General features: G+C 69.5%; 14 protein-coding genes. 7 read left to right on the forward strand and 7 right to left on the reverse strand.

The genetic code is table 11. The features are described 5' to 3' along the window. Nucleotides 1-18 precede the first annotated feature (18 nt). From Q9R39_RS02295 to Q9R39_RS02305, 3 genes are read right to left on the reverse strand one after another with little or no spacing between them, the layout of a single operon-like run. The gene (locus Q9R39_RS02295; RefSeq protein WP_058252520.1) at nt 19-1,062 is read right to left on the reverse strand and encodes an ABC transporter ATP-binding protein; all 1,044 of its coding nucleotides are present in this window, start codon (nt 1,060-1,062) and stop codon (nt 19-21) included. After that, nucleotides 1,059-2,714 carry an ABC transporter permease subunit gene (locus tag Q9R39_RS02300; RefSeq protein WP_311277067.1) on the reverse strand — a complete coding sequence of 552 codons (1,656 nt, stop codon included), beginning with the start codon at nt 2,712-2,714 and terminating at the stop codon, nt 1,059-1,061. Before Q9R39_RS02300 ends, Q9R39_RS02295 begins: the two co-directional genes overlap by 4 nt. A gap of 7 nt (nt 2,715-2,721) precedes the next feature. Further along, the gene (locus Q9R39_RS02305) at nt 2,722-3,789 is read right to left on the reverse strand and encodes a thiamine ABC transporter substrate binding subunit (RefSeq protein WP_068970770.1); all 1,068 of its coding nucleotides are present in this window, start codon (nt 3,787-3,789) and stop codon (nt 2,722-2,724) included. Nucleotides 3,790-4,088: 299 nt separating this feature from the next. Between Q9R39_RS02305 and Q9R39_RS02310 the strand changes: the two genes are divergently transcribed. From Q9R39_RS02310 to Q9R39_RS02330, 5 genes are all read left to right on the forward strand, one after another. Continuing rightward, a complete protein-coding gene (locus tag Q9R39_RS02310) occupies nt 4,089-4,919 on the forward strand; it encodes a hypothetical protein (protein ID WP_311277034.1) in 831 nt (276 codons plus the stop codon). Nucleotides 4,920-5,055: 136 nt separating this feature from the next. Beyond that, nucleotides 5,056-5,712, forward strand: coding sequence for a GAP family protein (locus Q9R39_RS02315; RefSeq protein ID WP_165629803.1), 657 nt, complete (start codon nt 5,056-5,058; stop codon nt 5,710-5,712). Nucleotides 5,713-5,945: 233 nt separating this feature from the next. Beyond that, entirely contained in the window at nt 5,946-6,848 is a 903-nt protein-coding gene (locus tag Q9R39_RS02320; protein ID WP_311277035.1) for a hypothetical protein, read from the forward strand. Nucleotides 6,849-6,900: 52 nt separating this feature from the next. Next, nucleotides 6,901-8,184, forward strand: a complete 1,284-nt coding sequence (locus Q9R39_RS02325) for a lipase family protein (RefSeq protein ID WP_311277036.1) — start codon at nt 6,901-6,903, stop codon at nt 8,182-8,184. Next, complete coding sequence (locus Q9R39_RS02330; RefSeq protein ID WP_311277037.1) at nt 8,181-8,843, forward strand: lysoplasmalogenase family protein; 663 nt, start codon at nt 8,181-8,183, stop codon at nt 8,841-8,843. The genes Q9R39_RS02325 and Q9R39_RS02330 overlap by 4 nt, the downstream gene beginning before the upstream one ends. A gap of 1 nt (nt 8,844) precedes the next feature. Here Q9R39_RS02330 and Q9R39_RS02335 read toward each other — a convergent pair whose 3' ends face one another. Then, a complete protein-coding gene (locus Q9R39_RS02335) occupies nt 8,845-9,390 on the reverse strand; it encodes a hypothetical protein (RefSeq protein ID WP_311277038.1) in 546 nt (181 codons plus the stop codon). Between the two features lie 49 nt (nt 9,391-9,439). Between Q9R39_RS02335 and Q9R39_RS02340 the strand changes: the two genes are divergently transcribed. Together Q9R39_RS02340 and Q9R39_RS02345 are read left to right on the forward strand one after the other, a co-directional pair. Continuing rightward, nucleotides 9,440-10,027 carry an HhH-GPD-type base excision DNA repair protein gene (locus tag Q9R39_RS02340; protein WP_280359874.1) on the forward strand — a complete coding sequence of 196 codons (588 nt, stop codon included), beginning with the start codon at nt 9,440-9,442 and terminating at the stop codon, nt 10,025-10,027. A 69-nt stretch (nt 10,028-10,096) separates the two neighbouring features. Next, nucleotides 10,097-11,050 carry a hypothetical protein gene (locus Q9R39_RS02345; protein WP_396275636.1) on the forward strand — a complete coding sequence of 318 codons (954 nt, stop codon included), beginning with the start codon at nt 10,097-10,099 and terminating at the stop codon, nt 11,048-11,050. Nucleotides 11,051-11,077: 27 nt separating this feature from the next. Here Q9R39_RS02345 and Q9R39_RS02350 read toward each other — a convergent pair whose 3' ends face one another. From Q9R39_RS02350 to Q9R39_RS02360, 3 genes are all read right to left on the reverse strand, one after another. Continuing rightward, nucleotides 11,078-12,895 (reverse strand): DUF222 domain-containing protein, encoded by a 1,818-nt coding sequence (locus Q9R39_RS02350; RefSeq protein WP_311277039.1) that lies wholly within the window; start codon nt 12,893-12,895, stop codon nt 11,078-11,080. A 433-nt stretch (nt 12,896-13,328) separates the two neighbouring features. Beyond that, entirely contained in the window at nt 13,329-14,624 is a 1,296-nt protein-coding gene (locus Q9R39_RS02355) for a WS/DGAT domain-containing protein (RefSeq protein ID WP_311277040.1), read from the reverse strand. Between the two features lie 26 nt (nt 14,625-14,650). Next, entirely contained in the window at nt 14,651-15,892 is a 1,242-nt protein-coding gene (locus Q9R39_RS02360) for an acyl-CoA dehydrogenase family protein (RefSeq protein ID WP_311277041.1), read from the reverse strand. Between the last annotated feature and the right edge of the window lie 31 nt (nt 15,893-15,923).

Genomic DNA, 15,923 nt, shown 5'->3' on the forward strand with positions numbered 1-15,923 from the left:
TCGCCGGCCCACGCGGCGTCACGACCCGATCACCGCGACCCGTTCCGGCACCAGACGCATCCGCACCCGGTCGCCGATCGCGACGAAGGCATCGGTGACCGCATCGATCTCGCCGACCGGGGTGTCGATGCGCACGCGCGGGCCGGCCGGGAGTTCGGCGACGAGCACGACGGTCGCCGTCGTTCCCGGCCTCTCCGGCGCATCGGACGGCGTAGGTCCGATCGCCACCGACTCGGGCCGCAGGCCGAGCCGGCACGGACCGTCGGGACGATCCAGCGGCATCTCACCGAGGACGGTCTGCGCGACGCCCGACCGGACCTGGGCATCGACGACGGTCGTGGCGCCGAGGAAACGCGCGGTCCACTCGTCGACCGGGTGTCGCCACAGCGCCGCCGGAACGTCGGTCTGGATCATCACCCCGTCCCGCATGACCGCGATCTCGTCGGCCATGGTGGCCGCCTCGGCGTGGTCGTGGGTCACCACCATCGTCGGCACGCCGGCCGCTCGGACGATCTCCGAGATCTCCACGGCCAATTCGTCTCTCAACCGCCGGTCGAGCGCGGCGAGCGGCTCGTCGAGCAACAGCAGACGCGGACGCGGGGCCATGGCACGCGCGAGCGCGACCCGTTGGGCCTGGCCGCCCGACAGGGTCTCGACGAGACGCTTGTCGTAACCGGTGAGTCCGACGACGTCGAGCATCTCGGCGACGCGATCGGCGATGGCGCGGCGCGACCAGCGCCGCACCTTCAGCCCGTACGCGACGTTCGACGCGACACTGCGCCCGCCGAACAGTTGCCCGTCCTGGAAGACGACCCCGAAGTCCCGCCGATGGACCTCGACGCCGGCGAGGTCGACTCCGCCGAACCGCACCGTTCCACCGACCGGCGACTCGAGTCCGGCGATCGTCCGGATCAGGGTCGACTTGCCGCACCCCGACGGGCCCAGGATCGCGGTCACCAGTGACCCTTCTCCCCCGAGCCGCCACGACAGACCGTCGATGACGGTCTCGCCGCCGTACGCGACCGTGAGGTCGGAGACCTCCAATGAATTCGCAGGGGTCACAGCAGCGGCACCTCCGAGCGGGGCCGGAACGCCTCGACCACGACGACTGCGACGACCGTCGCGATGACAAGGACCACCGAGGCCGCCATGGCGGTGGCCAGGTTCTCGGCGCCCGGGCGGTTCAGAGCGGACCCGATGAGTACCGGAAGGGTGGTCGTGTCCGCGCGCGCGAGGAAGCTCGTCGCGCCGAACTCGCCCAGGGCCATGACGAAGGCGAACCCTCCGGCAGCCCCCATCGACCGTCCGACGATCGGCAGGTCGACGGTCGCGAACACGCGAAACGGCGTGGCTCCCAACGTCGCCGCGGCATGCCGCAACCGGACCGGCACCGACTCGAGTGCGGGCATCATGATGCGGATGACCACCGGAATCGCGATGAGGGCCTGGACCATTGGGATGACCGCGGGCGATGCGGCGATCTCGTACGGCAACGACGCCAGCACGATGAGGTAGCCGAATCCGAGTGTGACAGCACTGATCCCGAGCGGGATGAGCGAGACGGCCGAGCCGATCGCCCCGACGACTCCGTGCGCGCGATGCAACGCGACGGCGGCGAGCGTCCCGACCACCAGGGCGATGGCGGTCGCCGCGGTGGCGGTCACCAGCGAATAGCGCAGGCTCTCCAGGGGTGTCACCCCGTTGACGGGTTCGGCCAGTGCGCGGTAGCCGGCGAGGGTCCAGTCGCCGTGCGCGACCGGTCGGACCGACCGCACCATCAGCACCAGGACCGGTCCGACGAGGAGGACTGCTGTCCACGCCCCCACCACCCAGACCGCCGACCGCGTCCAGCGGCCGCCGGCGACCCTGCGGCTCCGTTCGGCCCGCCGGGCGCCGCCACCCGATCCGCGACTCGCCGGATCGGCGAACACCCGCGTCAGCAGCAGCGCCGCCATGACCACCACGATCTGCAGCATCGACAGCGCGACCGCCTCGGGAATCCGGAAGTATCCGATGGCCTGCGTGTAGATCTCGGTCTCCAGGGTCCGCAGCTCCCCGGCGCCGAGAATGATCACGACGCCGAAACTGGTGGAACAGAACAGGAAGATCAGCGCGGCCGCCGACGCCGTGGCGGGCACCAGGCGCGGCACGACCACGGTCATGGTCGCCCGAATCCGGCCCGCCCCGAGCGACCGTGCCGCCTCGAGCAGCCGCGGGTCGAGGTTGCGCCAGGCCGCCCCGACGACGCGGACGACGACGGCGATGTTGATGAACATGTGTGCCGCGAGCACGGCCGGCAGCCCGGATTCGATGTGCAGGAACGCCAATGGGCCGGACAGCAGAGAACGGAAGGCGACACCGACGACGACCGTCGGCAGCACGAATGGCACGGTCACCACGACGGCGAGCACGACCGCGGTGGTCCCGCGGACCCGGGCGAACAACCACGCGATGGGTGCGGCGGCGACGAGCGCCAGGACCGTCGAGGCGGCCGCCTGGCCCAGGGTGACGCCCAGAAGCCCCAGGGCGTCGGTGCGGTCGAGCAGTTCGATCAGGCCCACCCCGGAGTCACGGGCGATCGTGACGGCGCGCCGGACGAGCGCGATCACCGGCCAGGCGAACAGCACCACGACGAACAGCGCCGGGACCACCCACAGCGCAACCGGTCCGGCGGCCCGGGCCACCCGGGTCACCACTGTCCCGGCCGGGGTCACCGAGTCGTCACCGGCCGACCGCGGCACGCCACTGATCGAGCCACATCTCGCGGTTCTCCGCGATCGTGGCGGGCGGCAACGACGACATCCAGGCGGGCACCTCCGCGCGCGCCGGCCATCCCGCGGGCAGCGGGGTGTCGCGCTGCACCGGGTAGACATACATCGAGTTCGGGAGTTCTTTCTGCACAGTGGGACTCAGCATGAAATCGACGAGCCTGCGGGCGCCGGTCGAGTTCCGGGTGCCCTTCAGGATGCCGATGTACTCCACCTGCGGGAAGCAGCTGTCGAGCAGCGCGCTCGTCCCGGGCGTCGCCGCCGGCGACGAGGCGTAGGACAGCACGATGGGTTTGTCGCCACGGCCCTCTCCGGCGGTGAAGAGCTGGTTGTAGGCGACCTCCCAGCCCGAGACGATGGTCGCGCCGCCGCCGACGACCTGCTTCCAGTAGTCCTGCCAGCCGTTTCCGAGCGCACCGACGGTGGTGAGCAGGAACGCCGTGCCCGGCGAGGAGGTCGCCGGGTCGGTCACCGCGGTGAGCGAGGCGAATTCCGGGCGGGTCAGGTCGCGGAAGCTCGCCGGCGGGGTCAGAGACCTGGATTCGAACCAACCGTCGTCGATGTTGAGGCACACATCCCCGCGGTCGACGGCCGTGAGCTGCCCCTCCGCGCCGGGCACCGCGAAATCGGCGGCACCGTCGGCCGCGGCGGGTGACTCATAGGACTCCAGGGCGCCGGCGTCGATCGGACGCGAGGCGAAGGTGTTGTCGATGCCGAAGACCGCGTCTCCCTTGGGCGCACCCGGGGTCAGTGACACCGTCGACGCCAATTGCCCGGCGTCCCCGGACTTCACGATCTTCAGGGTCAGTCCGGTCTCCTGGCGGAACCCGTCGATCACCGACTCCGGCAGTTCGAAGGAATCGTGGGTGAGCAGCGTGACCTCGGCGCCCGACGACGAGTCGTCGGCGCACGCACTCGCCGACGTCGCGGCGAGAATGACGGCGGCCGCACCGACCACCAGTCGCGTCAGTCGCGACCTCCCGCGTGGGCGACCCGACGCGTCAGCGCGCAGCTCTGTCACTTCAGACTCCTGTTCGACCGTCCCCGATCCCCGATTCTCCTCATCCAACCAGGTTGCCGCCTGTCCTTACGATCCAACCACCCCGACGTCACTTCGATAACAATTGCATCAATTACCACAACAACCCCACCCGTAACAGGCCGGCGATCTGGACAGTGGAACCCGCGGGGGGCTTAGAATGACCCGCGACGACCCGGGTGAGAGGATGGACTGTCCGCTACCCGACACCCGGGCGGATGACACGACCCGCGAGGCGCTGATCGACTGATCGTCGGCGCCACGACCGTTAGGACACACCAGTGCGTTTCTCCCGGCCACTGAGGTTGCGATCCGGCCATGCCCCGCGTCGAATCCGGACCCGTCGACTCCTCGTCGCCGTGTCGGCGCTCGCGGCGGCGACCTCACTCGCGATGCCGATGGCCGCGCAGGCCGCCCCGGCCCCGAAAGTCGACCAGCGCGTGCTGGACTCGCTCGGCGCGTTCGCTCCCGCGATCATCGGCTCCGTGGCGACGCCCGGACCCGACGGCAAGGTCTCGGTCGACCTGCTCCGCCAGGCCCAGTCGTTCGCCGACACCCCCGGTATGCCAGCTGAGGTCAGCAAGATCTGGCGCTCGATCGCCGACTTCCTCGGCGAACCCGGCCGCAAGCAGGCCGCGCGTCAGCTCGCCGCCGAGCCCAAGCCCGGCGATCCCGAGATCCCGCAGGGCCCGAACGCCCCGAAGATCCAGGAATTCCTCTACCCGACCTTCGGCCTCGGCTGCATCCCCGGCGGCGGTTCGCTCGGTCGCGCCCTGGTCACCGCCGGACCGCAGGAAGCACCCGCCCCCGGCCCCAAGCGCGGCGAGAGCGGATACGTCTACACCTCGCTCGGCACGGGTCCGGCGATCGACAACAAGGCCGCGCCGCTCACGGTCAGCTGGTTCAACGTCGACACCGGTCGCACGGGTACCACGACGCTCAAGCGGAACCCGAAGATCAATGTGAAGGAAGGCCCCGGCACCTTCACCGGTATCTCGCGGACCGGCAAGGGCCGCGTCATCTCGGCGATCCACGGCAACGTCACCACGAAGACGAAGGGCAAGGTCGTCTCCTGCACCATCGTCCCGGTGATCGGGCTCGCGATCATCTGATCTCTTCTCCTCTCACAGACGAAGGCACCCCGGCTCATCGCGGGGTGCCTTCGTTCGTTACCGGTCGAGAGCTCCTCACGGGATGCGACCATGGCGTACGACGACACGGTCGGCACCATGTCGTGAGGAGTTCTCGATGGGACCCGTGCTCGGTGAGTTACTACCCCTTGCGGTGGGTGTCGCGGTGTCGCCGATCCCGATCATCGCGGCGATCCTCATGCTCCTGGGACGCCATGCGCGCACGACGAGTATCGGTTTCGCGATCGGCTGGCTTGTCGGCATCGTCGTCGCGGTGGCCGTCTTCGTGGCCCTCGGAAGCGCCGTCGACCTCGACGGATCGTCGTCGAGCACCGGTTGGATGAAGATCGCGCTCGGTGTCGTTCTGCTCGTCGTCGGGTTGCGTCAGTGGCGTTCCCGGCACGCGGAGTCCGCGACGCCGAAGTGGATGTCGGCCATCGACGAGATGCGTCCGGTGACCGCCATGGGTATCGCGTTCGCGCTGGCGGCGATCAATCCGAAGAATCTCGTTCTCTGCGCGGCGGCGGGTGTCTCGATCGCCTCGGGCGCGCTGTCGATGCCGCAGGACGTGATCGCGGTGGCGATCTTCGCACTCCTGGCCTCGACCTCGGTCGTGGTCCCGGTCGTGGGCTACCAGCTCGCCGCGGCCCGCCTGCGCGAACCACTCGACCGCCTCAAGTCGTGGCTGCAGGCGAACAACGCGACGGTGATGGCGGTGCTGATCCTGGTCATCGGAGTCGTGTTGATCGGCAAGGGAATCGGCGGCGCGAGCTGAGCGTGCCGGCGGTGGTCGGCCTCTGTGCGGCGGTCCGAGGCCGTGCTCAAGGGCACTGAACCCGCAGTTCGCCGCGGTTTCGGTCTCTCGCGGATCGCGCCCATGTCACAGGTCGGACTCGCGACTTGCCGGGTTCCGAGTCTTCGTGGTCTCTTGTAACTCGAGTCCCATCTGTCACACCCGCCACACGTGGCGGGTGCTCGGCCGTCACAGCCGGTTGCCCAAGGAGAGCCATGTCCATCACGTCTCGGTTCACGCGTTCCGACGCTCCCCGTCGCGTCACTCGCAGCCGCGCGATCCAGCGCTGCGGCGCCGGTCTCATGGGTGTGGCGATGGCGGCGGCCACCCTCACCGCCACTTCAGCGCCGGCGACGGCCGAGCCCCTCATCCCTGCCAACCTGCTCGGCGCGCTGTCGATCCCGTTCGACGCCGAGCTGGCCGGGGCGGTCCGCCTGCTCAAGGCCGCGGGTGTCGACCAGATCGCCGTGCAGGCCGCCCAGACGATCATGGGGAGCGCCGGACAACTGTCGGTCGAGGACATCGCCGGGCGTGCGGGAGCTCTCCCGCTCCCCGCGGCCGCCGAGGGCGCGCCCGCGTCGGCCGCCACTCCGGTCGCGGCCCCGACCGACCCCATCGCCCTGCTGCGCACGCTCGGCATCCAGACACTCACCCCGTCGGTGTCGCCGTTCTGCACCGCACCCACCGCCGACAACCCGCTCGGACTCGTCACCGCCGGTGCGGGCGCCGTGGCGGGTCCGTGGCCGATGAAGACCGACCCGCTGACCCAGCTCAAGCCGCTGCTCGACATGATCCCCGGCGTGAAGCTGCCCGAGAAGCTCGGCCTCGTCGAGAAGGGCGAGACCGCATACGCTTTCGTGCCCGCCTCGCCGACTGCCGGTAGCGGCGGCACAATGCAGGTCGCCTGGTTCAACACCAGCACGCTCCAGGGCGGCTTCGCCGATCTCGACCCGATCACCGACCGCACCGCGCTGACAGCGCTGCCCCTGCTGTCCGGGGTCCGGCTGGCACCGGTGAAGACCGGCAGCGGCACCATCCTGTCGGCAGTCTTCGGCAACGCCAGCAACGGTACCCAGAACTGCTGGTTCCTACCTGCCGTCGGCATCGTCAATGCTTGACGCACAACGCCTTTCGCATCCGGTCACGCCTCACAGAACGAACTGACGACACATGAACCCCCACGGCAACACTTCGAAACCACGGAGTGCCCATCTCGCACGCGCCCTCGCGGCCGCAGCCGCCCTCACGATCGTCGTGGCCCCGGCCGCCTTCGGCATGACGGCGACGGCCGCGGCCGAACCGACTCCGGGAACATCGACGCCAGGAGTAGCCGAGCCGTCGGCGGAACCGTCGTCGACGGACAACAGCGCGCCCGCCGACGACAACGCGGGCACCGTCGACACGCGAGGTCCGGGCCAGACGCCGGGCGCCGTCTACGCCAATCGCGAACTCCCCCGGGCACGTACGGTCGCGGGCGCCGGGTCCGGTAACGACTTCACCTACTGGAGCACCGGCGCCGACGGCAAGGCCCATCTGTCCTCGGGCGTGTTGATGGTGCCGGGCGGGCGGGCGCCGGCCGGTGGTTGGCCGATCGTCGCCTGGGCCCACGGTTCGCGCGGCATCGCCGACCGGTGCGCACCGTCGTCGCGGCCCACCGCCGAGGACACCGACGAGCTCAAACGATGGCTCGGCCGCGGATATGCCGTCGTCAGTACCGATTACGCGGGCGTCGGGACCCCCGGCACGCCGCAGTACTACGATCTCGAGGCCACTGCCCGCAACATCGTCGACGCGGTGCGCGCCTCTCGGGACATCGCCGACAACCTGTCGCGCTCGTGGGCAGTGGTCGGCGAGGGCCAGGGAGCCGCGGCCGCGATCACACTGGCCCGACTGGCCCCGACCATCCAGGGCGGCAAGCTCGACTTCAGGGGCGCCGCAGCGAGTTCGATTCCCGCCCAGTTCGGTTCGTTGGTGGCCAATCTCGGGCCGTCGTCCGCGGCGATGCCGTCCGGGCTGGCCGCCGATGCGCTGTACACGCTGAGCGCCATCCGCAACGCGCACTCCGACCTCGATCTCGACGCCTACCTGACCGACGCCGGCAAGAACTGGCTGACCAAGGCCGCCGCGTCCTGTGTCACCGAGTTCGTGCGTGAGGTGGACGGTCTCGCCATCGGTTCGCTGTTCACCAAACCGCTGTCGGGGAACACCGAACTCACCGCCCTGCTGACCAAGGCAACCGAGCTGCCCACTCGCGGCTTTGAGCGTCCGGTCCTGATGACGCAGACCCTGCAGGACACCTCCGTCGTCGTACCGCTCACCCTGAAGTACCTCAACGACGCCCGGGTCGGCGACAGCAAGGTGTCGGCGCGTACCTATCTGACGCTCGACGGCGCCCAGTCGAAGCGGTTCTCCGACGCCGACATCCGCGCCTTCGTCGCCAGCGTCCTGCGGTGAACCGGACGTTCCGCACCGCCTATGCGGCCACTGCCGCGGCAGCGACGATCGCCGGGTCGGCCGGTGATCGACGCAGCGCCGCGATCACCAAACCGCTGCCGATCGCGCTTCTCGCGGCGCGGGTGGCCGCCGGAGCACGACGCCGCCCGGTCGCCGACACCGTCGCCCTGGCGTCCGTCGTCGGGTTCTCCGCGCTCGGCGACCGGTTCATGTTGCAGGAGGAATTCGAACACGACGACCCGGCCACGAAGGATCGTTTTCTCCGCAGGGGTGCAACGTCTTTCGCGGGCGCACAGTTGAGCTACGCGGTCGCGATGTGGCGTGCCGGCGCACGACCGACGGTTCGGTCCGTCGCGCCGCGGGTGGGCGTTCTCGCCGAGTCGGCGACGGTGCTGAGCCGACACCGCCCTGCCCTGCTGCCGGTTCTGGGGACGTATGGCAACACGCTCGCGACGATGTCGGCGCTGGCAACGGACGTGCCGGCGCCGCAGCCGCGCTTGCGGGCCGGCGGGTGGTTCTTCCTGCTCTCCGACCTCGCGATCATCAATCGACGACACCTGGTCACCGACACTCGACTCCGGATGGCCGGCGAGGCCTGGGTGCTCGCGAGCTATTTCACCGCGCAGTACCTGCTGATCGGCGGACTCGCCGACCGGTGAGTCAGGCGACCGCGCGCCCCGAGCAGGTCGAGTACTTCGGATTGGTCATCGGGAAGAAGGCCAGCGCACCGATCTTCTGACGGATCGTGAAGGCGACGGGACCGCTGCCCGGATGGATGTCGACCTGCCATTTGACCGTGTACCCGCGGCCGGGAACCGTGGTGACGCCGGTACGTCCGGTCCGCAGGTTCCGCCACGACACCGACACCTCGTAGGTGTATTCGAGGGCCACGGCTCGGGCACGGTCGGTGCCGATGAGCGCGAGGACGGGTCCGGGTAGTCCGTCCGCGGGGTGCCGGATCTGGTTGAACACGTCCACACGGACCTTGACCGTGCCTGCCGGCCACGGGTTGACGCTGTCGCACCGCAGGGTGGTGACGTAGTTCGCCCCGTCGTCTGCCGGCGCGGCCCCGGCGACGCCGGCACCGAACAGCGATACCGCCAGCGCCATCACGACGCCGGCCACCGTCGCGACCGTTCCCACTCCGACGCGCCCCCGCCGACGTCTGCCGTTCTCGAAGCCGACCGTGTTCTCCCCGCTCATCATGGGGGCAGTCTAGAGCCGCACGCGGGTGCCGTCTGCCAGAATCGACCCCATGCCGAAGATCCAGATCGCGCAGGAACCCGCGGCCGACGAACTCCTGTCGAACGATTCGTTCGCCCTCCTCACGGGAATGCTCCTCGACCAGCAGTTCCCGATGGAACGGGCCTTCGCCGGGCCGGCCAAGATCCGTGACCGGTTCGGCACGATGGATCCGGTCGAGATCGCCGACGCCGACCCCGAGGCGTTCGCCGACCTGTGTGCCACTCCCCCGGCCATCCACCGCTACGGTCGGTCGATGGCCGGCCGGGTCCAGGCGCTCGCGAAAGTCGTCGCCGAGGAGTACGGCGGCGACGCCGCACGCATCTGGACCGAGGCCGCCGACGGCGCGGACCTGATGAAGCGGTTGCGCGCCCTGCCCGGGTTCGGCGACCAGAAGGCAAAGATCTTCGTCGCGCTCGTCGCCAAGCAACTCGACGTCAAGCCGTCGGGCTGGACCAAGGTCGCCGGCGATTACAGCAAGAAGGGGTTCCGGTCGGTGGCCGACGTGACCGGCCCGGATTCGCTGCAGAAGGTCCGCGACTTCAAGAAGGCGGCGAAGGCCGCCAAGGCGGCAGAGGCACCGGCGACCGGGGCGCAGTAGCGACACCGCCCCGCGGAATCACCGAACCCTCGCCCCGAACGCCGGTCGGCTGGCCTAGGGTCGGAAAGCATGGAGTCCCTTCCGGATCGGCCGCCACCCGACCGTCGCCGCGCCGACCGTAGACCGGTGGCCACGGCGGACGCAGGCCGTGCGCTCGTCGAGATGCCGTTCCGACTCGGTTTCGCGGTCACCGGGGTGGTGCTCAGCGCAGCCGAGTCCGCAGTCGCCATCGCCCGCATCACGGCTGGGAGCGTGCAGAACGAGATCGCACTGGCAGTGGGCGTCGACGCCGACGAGCTCGGATCACTCCGGACGCCGCTCGCTCTCCTCAACCAGCTGTCCGAACTACTCGGCCCCGAGCGGCCGTTCGGCAGGATCCTGGCCAACGGCGGTCCGCTGGAGCGACTGCTCGATCCCGGGGGTGTCGTCGACCGGCTCACCGCCCCGAACGGTCCGCTCGACAAGCTCACCGCCGAGGGCGGACTCCTCGACCAGGTCGCCGAGGAACGAGGCATCCTGGTGCGCCTCACCGCGAAGGGTGGACCGCTGGACCGGTTGACCCGGCCGGGTGGCGTGGTCGACCAGTTCACCGAGAACGAGGGCATCCTCGAGCGCCTCACCTCCGAGGGCGGCATCGTCGACAAGTTGACCGCGCCCGACGGTGTGCTCGAGAAGGTGACCGCCGCGGGAGGCATCCTGGACCGGCTCGCCGAGGACGACGGCCTGCTCGATCAGCTCCTGGGCGAGAACGGCGCGGTCGAGCGTGCGATCGCACCGGGCGGGCCGCTGGACCGGATCTCCGAGCTCACCGAGGTCATCGGGCAGCTCGGACCCAACCTGCTCGCCATGCAGGAAACGGTCCACGAGCTCGCCGAGACCGTCGACCTGCTGAACCAGACGGTCGCACCGCTCGGCGGTCTCGCCGAACGACTTCCCAAACGCCTCACCCGTCCGCCGAAGGGGTCGGGCGGCAATGGACACGGAGACGCTTCGGCGGACACGAACGGGTACCCGCGGGGTTAGCCGCCACAGGCCACGCCGAGCGCCGGGTCAGAATGGCGGGGGCTCGTCGTCGTGGGTTGTCGCTTGATGGTGGGTTGCTTCGCTCCGGGCGCGTAGGTTCGCTTCGCGTTGTTTCTTGTTGCGGGCACGTTCTTCTCGCCGCTTCGCGTGTTTCGCGGCGGTGCGTTCGGTGATCGTGCGCGGTGGTCGGCCTTGCTGTTGTCTGCCTTGCCGCTCGGGCACGATGATCCGCGGTGTCGGTGGTGCTTTCGCGGCTTGTTCGAACCGGATGCGCCGCAGGTTGGGGAAGAGGTCTTCGAGGGTTTCGGCCTCGCCGGGGATCACAAAGCCCTCGGGCGTGACGTATTCGGTGACCAGGCGGCCCTCGTCGTCGCGGTACTGCACATCGGTCCAGTCACCGTGGGTCTTGTGGAGATGACCGGGACGGCATTTGGCGTTGAGGTTCTCACTCGAGGTCGCACCCCCGCGTGCCGGCCGGGCGTGGTCGTACTCGGCGACGTGATCGACATCGGCGGTGAATGCCGAACGCGTGCAACCCGGCTCGGTGCAGTAGCCGTCGCGCACCCGCACGAACTCCGCGCACGCACTTGTCGGACGATACGGGTCACCAGGCAGGGCAGCCGGGTAGACCACCACGACCTCCGACGACACCGGCTCCGCCGACGATGAGGCCGAAGTCGGGGGCGTCGACGCGTCACCCGCGCCGCCGGCGTCGGTGTTGGTGTTGGTGTCGGCGTCATCTGTAGCCTGCTGTGGCGCGGCGATGTTCGCCGTACGCGTGGTGTCGTCGTCGTATCCGCCCTCGCCGGTCGCGGCTGGGCCGCCGGCGACGACATGCGACGGTGGTGTGCGGACCGGGGTGACCGGCCTGATCGTCGCGTCGGGCCGGGCGGCGAGGTCACGCACATGCTCGTCGGAGATCACTCCGTGCCCGTCGACCCAGCCGGGTCCGGACCCCCCGGCCAGGGTGTCGGCGTCGGTGACGACGTGGATCACGATCTCGGTACCCGCCGCCGCACCGGCAGGATCGACAGGTGTTGTGGTGCAGTCGGACTGACCGCACGCACACGTGAACGCTGTTCGGGTGAGCAACGCGCACATGGCGTCGGACTTGCGTTCCCCGAGGGTGCGGCCATCCCGGTCGCACACTGATGCGGCCAACTCCCGTACCGAGGCGTCGGAAGCTCGGATGTTCTCGGCGGCCATGACCGCGGTGATCTCACCGGTGCCGTCACCGTGGTTCTCGGTCCACACCCCTCGTTTGTCGAGCGCTTCGCGGCGCCGTTCCCGGACGGCGTCGGCGTCGTGGCCGAAGACCAGACGGTCGATCATGTCGCGCAAACCTGACGTCGACCACGACCCGGACCGGGAGCGCAGCAGGTCGGCGATCGATTCGTCGAGCACCTCGATGATCCGGCGGCTGGCGGGGTCGTCGGGGTCGAGAAGGTGATCATCGGACACCAAGTGCGTGCGGCCGATGATCTCGCGGATCTGGTGCGGCCCGATGATGCCGTCGCGCAACGTCTCCAACACCCGCGGCAACCGATCACGAAGACACAGTGCCTCGTCGACCAGCATCCCCGCCCGGTAGCGGGTGATCCCGGCCTCGCGCGAGACCCGGGCGACGATGTCACCGAAACCGTCGGAGACGTAACTGTTGCCGACGGTGGTCAACAGCCGATCACACAACACCAGGATCGTCTGGTAGCGGCACCACGCCAGATACGACTCGCCCGCGCGGATCGACCCCAGACGCTGCATATGGGTGGCGGTGTCGGCATCGGCCGGACAAGCAGGATCGACCCCGGCGAGGAACTCGCCCGGCAGATCCGTCCATGCCCCCACAGTGACTCCCCCCGAAGTCGTTGCCACCCGGCCTGGTTGACCGGTCCAACTGATACATCCAAGGTAGACCCGACCACCGACAAGAAATCGCGCCCGACGAGCAGTCCTCGACATCTGGCTATGGTCGGCGGCGCAGTCACGTCGAATTTGATGAGACCGATGGCATTTCGTCGCCAGACCCTTCGTGACGCGGCCCGGCCGCCGTCGTGGATCACGAAAGAACCGTTGTGCGCAGAGCGAGCCCTTCTACTGTTCTCTGAGGAGCGAGCTTGCGAGCGTCACGAAGGGTCATGGTGAGTCGGGTTGCGAAGACCTTCGTGACGCGCCCTCCGCAAGCTCCGGGCGCTCCTCAGGGAGCAGGAGTAGACGCGCCCTCCGCAACTGGGTCTGGGGTTCTTTCGGTGTAGAGCGGAGGGGCCGCCGCGGCGCGCAGTCAGCCACCCAGCGCTCGCGCGAGCAGTTCCACGTACCGGTCCACATCGTTCACGACATCCGGGCTCGTGGTCACCGAGATCGCGACCCGGTCGCCGATCCCGTGTACGCCGTGAGTCAATCCCTGAGCCGGCGACAGCGCGGGAAACCCTGTGGTGAAGAGGATCTCGCCTCCATCCAGGTCGAGATCGGCGGCTCCGCGGTTCACCGAGGAGACCACGGTGACGCCGGTGACCGTCGCCGGCGGGGTGTCGAGATCGAAGGATCGGATCCCCCATCGGGTCAGGATCGCCGGTGTCGACTCCGACGCCCGACGCTGCGCGGCCCGCAGCGGGTCGGCCTCGGCTGCTCGAGCGGCGGCGATCTCGGCGCCGATGAGTCGTGCGCGCTCGACCAGATCGTCGACGTCGACGTGCAGATCGATCCCCGCGTTGCGAAAGTGATTGCGCGCTCGACGTTCTCCGCCGCGCCCGACCGTCAGCTCCGCGCCGTATCGCCGATCCCGGTCACCCAGATACTCCGGGAGCGCCACCGAGATCGCGGTGAGTACGGCGACCGTGACCGGTACTCCGGGTCCGCTGAGTTGATCACGCGCGACGACCAGCACGCGCAGAGTCCGCCGCGGTCCGGGAGGGACGTTCAACCGAGTCGGCGCATATCCCGCCGTGCCCGGCACGGATGCCGCGGCGAGACGCGCCGCGCGAACCCCACGCCACGCTGTCGTGACGAACTCGCCGGGAAATCGAAGCACTCCGCCGAGCGCCGTACCGGCGTCGACCATCAACTCGCGGAAGGGTGAACGCACCTCGGACACCGGTCGTCGTGGAGGCGCAGGAGCCGTGAACCAGTCGCGCGCGATCCGCGACATCCGACGTCCGTCACCCAGGGCGTGACAGACCTGGAGCACGACGACGACAACCGGACCCGTCGCCGCCGGGACGTCGACGACCGGACCGAAGAGGTGCGCCCGCCACGCCTCCCGCGTGGGATCGAGCGGTTGGGCGATGAGCCCGGCGATCTCCGTCAGACACGACGACCACGTGCGGCTCGACGGGGCCACGCGGACCTGGTCGTCGGCGGGCCGGACGGATTCCCAGTACGGGCGGTCGGCCGTGCCCGGGACATCTCGTATCCGGAGGCACAGATCGTCGACATGCGCCGCCCGCAGCCGGAGTCGCGCCGCGCAGTCCTCGATCGAACTGCGCGGCGCGGCACAGCAATACACCAGGAACTCGTCGTTCGGGATGCGCTGCGACATCCAGTACGACACCGCGTCCGCCGCGGCCATCCGGTGCATGGCCGCCAGCGTAGCGGCACGGCGTGCTACTTCTGCCCGGCGCTCCAGGCGTACGGCAGGTCGGTGCCGTTGAGCACGTGGTCGCCGACGGCCTGCAGTTTGAAGATCAGCGGGTTGTGCACCGAGATCACCCGGGCGTTGCGCCAGTGGCGATCCAGGCGCAGACGCTCGGAGGTGATCGACGCGCCGCCGACCTCGAACAGTTGAGTGGTCGCGTCCAGTACTGCGGGGATGACGGCGGCCTGGGCACGGGCGACGTCGAACTCGACGCGGTCGAGGAGTTCGGCGTCCTCCCAGCCGGCGAGCGCGAGCTCATCGAGCTCGTCGGCGATGTCGAGGACCAGCGTGCGCGCGGTGTAAGCCGCCGCCGACAACCGGCCGATCACCTGCTGCACCAACGGATCATGACGCGGCAGGTCGGCGGTCGAGTGCGTGAAGGTGCGCGTGCGATTACGCACCCACTCCACGACGTCGTCGGTGGCGCGTGCCGCGATACCCGCGAGCACCGAGAGCTGCACGAGCTGCAGGTACGACGTCGCGTAGGTGCGCCCCTCCCCGCCGTAACCCGGGCCGAGCACCCGATCGGCCGGCACCTCGACGTCGGCGAATTCCGTGGTGCCACTGGCGGTCAGGCGCTGGCCGAAGCCGTCCCAGTCGTCGTGCTGGGTGACGCCATCGGCGTCGGCGTCGACGAGCACCGAGACCCGCTCACCGTCTTGGTCGGCGGCGACGAGGATGTGGTCGGAGTAGAGGCTGCCGGTGCTGTAGTACTTGGTGCCGTCGAGCCGGAACCCGCTGCCGTCGGTGCTCGCCGGATCCGGGGTGAGGCGCGTCTGGTACCGGTCGATGGCGCCGACGCCGGGTTCGGTGATCGCGTTGCCCACCAGCGTCCCCTCGCCGACCTTGCGCAACCACTGCTGCGCAGCCTCGTCCGGGAGGGCCGCGAGCTGGTCCTCGACGAACGACCAGTGCACCCGCAGGGCCTGCGGGAGATTGGACTCCGCGGCGGCCAGGTCGATGAGCAACCGGAACAGCTGACGGATCGACGCGCCATAGCCGCCGAATTCCACCGGCACACGCAACGCGCCGAACTTCGCCTCCCGTAGCCACGCGACCTCGTCGTATGCAAGCCTGCGGTCGTCCTCGCGCTGCACGGCGCCTTCGGCGATCCGGGCGAAGATCGGTGCGAACACCTCGTCGAGACGCTCGTCCGTCGTTCCGGTGGCGGGCCGGTTGGTTTGCTCGGTGGACGGCACAGTGGACGTCATCGGGGGTCCTTTCGATCGCAGACTGGTCGGC

The sequence above is a fragment of the Gordonia sp. AC31 genome, assembly GCF_031844505.1.
In the GTDB taxonomy this organism is placed as follows: Bacteria; Actinomycetota; Actinomycetes; order Mycobacteriales; family Mycobacteriaceae; genus Gordonia; species Gordonia hongkongensis.

Coding starts and splice junctions, on each gene's coding strand:
- Q9R39_RS02345 (WP_396275636.1), top strand. CDS start 10,097: ATGGAGTCCCTTCCGGATCGGCCGCCACCCGACCGTCGCCGCGCCGAC.
- Q9R39_RS02320 (WP_311277035.1), top strand. CDS start 5,946: ATGTCCATCACGTCTCGGTTCACGCGTTCCGACGCTCCCCGTCGCGTC.
- Q9R39_RS02315 (WP_165629803.1), top strand. CDS start 5,056: ATGGGACCCGTGCTCGGTGAGTTACTACCCCTTGCGGTGGGTGTCGCG.
- Q9R39_RS02355 (WP_311277040.1), bottom strand. CDS start 14,624: ATGCACCGGATGGCCGCGGCGGACGCGGTGTCGTACTGGATGTCGCAG.
- Q9R39_RS02335 (WP_311277038.1), bottom strand. CDS start 9,390: ATGATGAGCGGGGAGAACACGGTCGGCTTCGAGAACGGCAGACGTCGG.
- Q9R39_RS02325 (WP_311277036.1), top strand. CDS start 6,901: ATGAACCCCCACGGCAACACTTCGAAACCACGGAGTGCCCATCTCGCA.
- Q9R39_RS02340 (WP_280359874.1), top strand. CDS start 9,440: ATGCCGAAGATCCAGATCGCGCAGGAACCCGCGGCCGACGAACTCCTG.
- Q9R39_RS02360 (WP_311277041.1), bottom strand. CDS start 15,892: ATGACGTCCACTGTGCCGTCCACCGAGCAAACCAACCGGCCCGCCACC.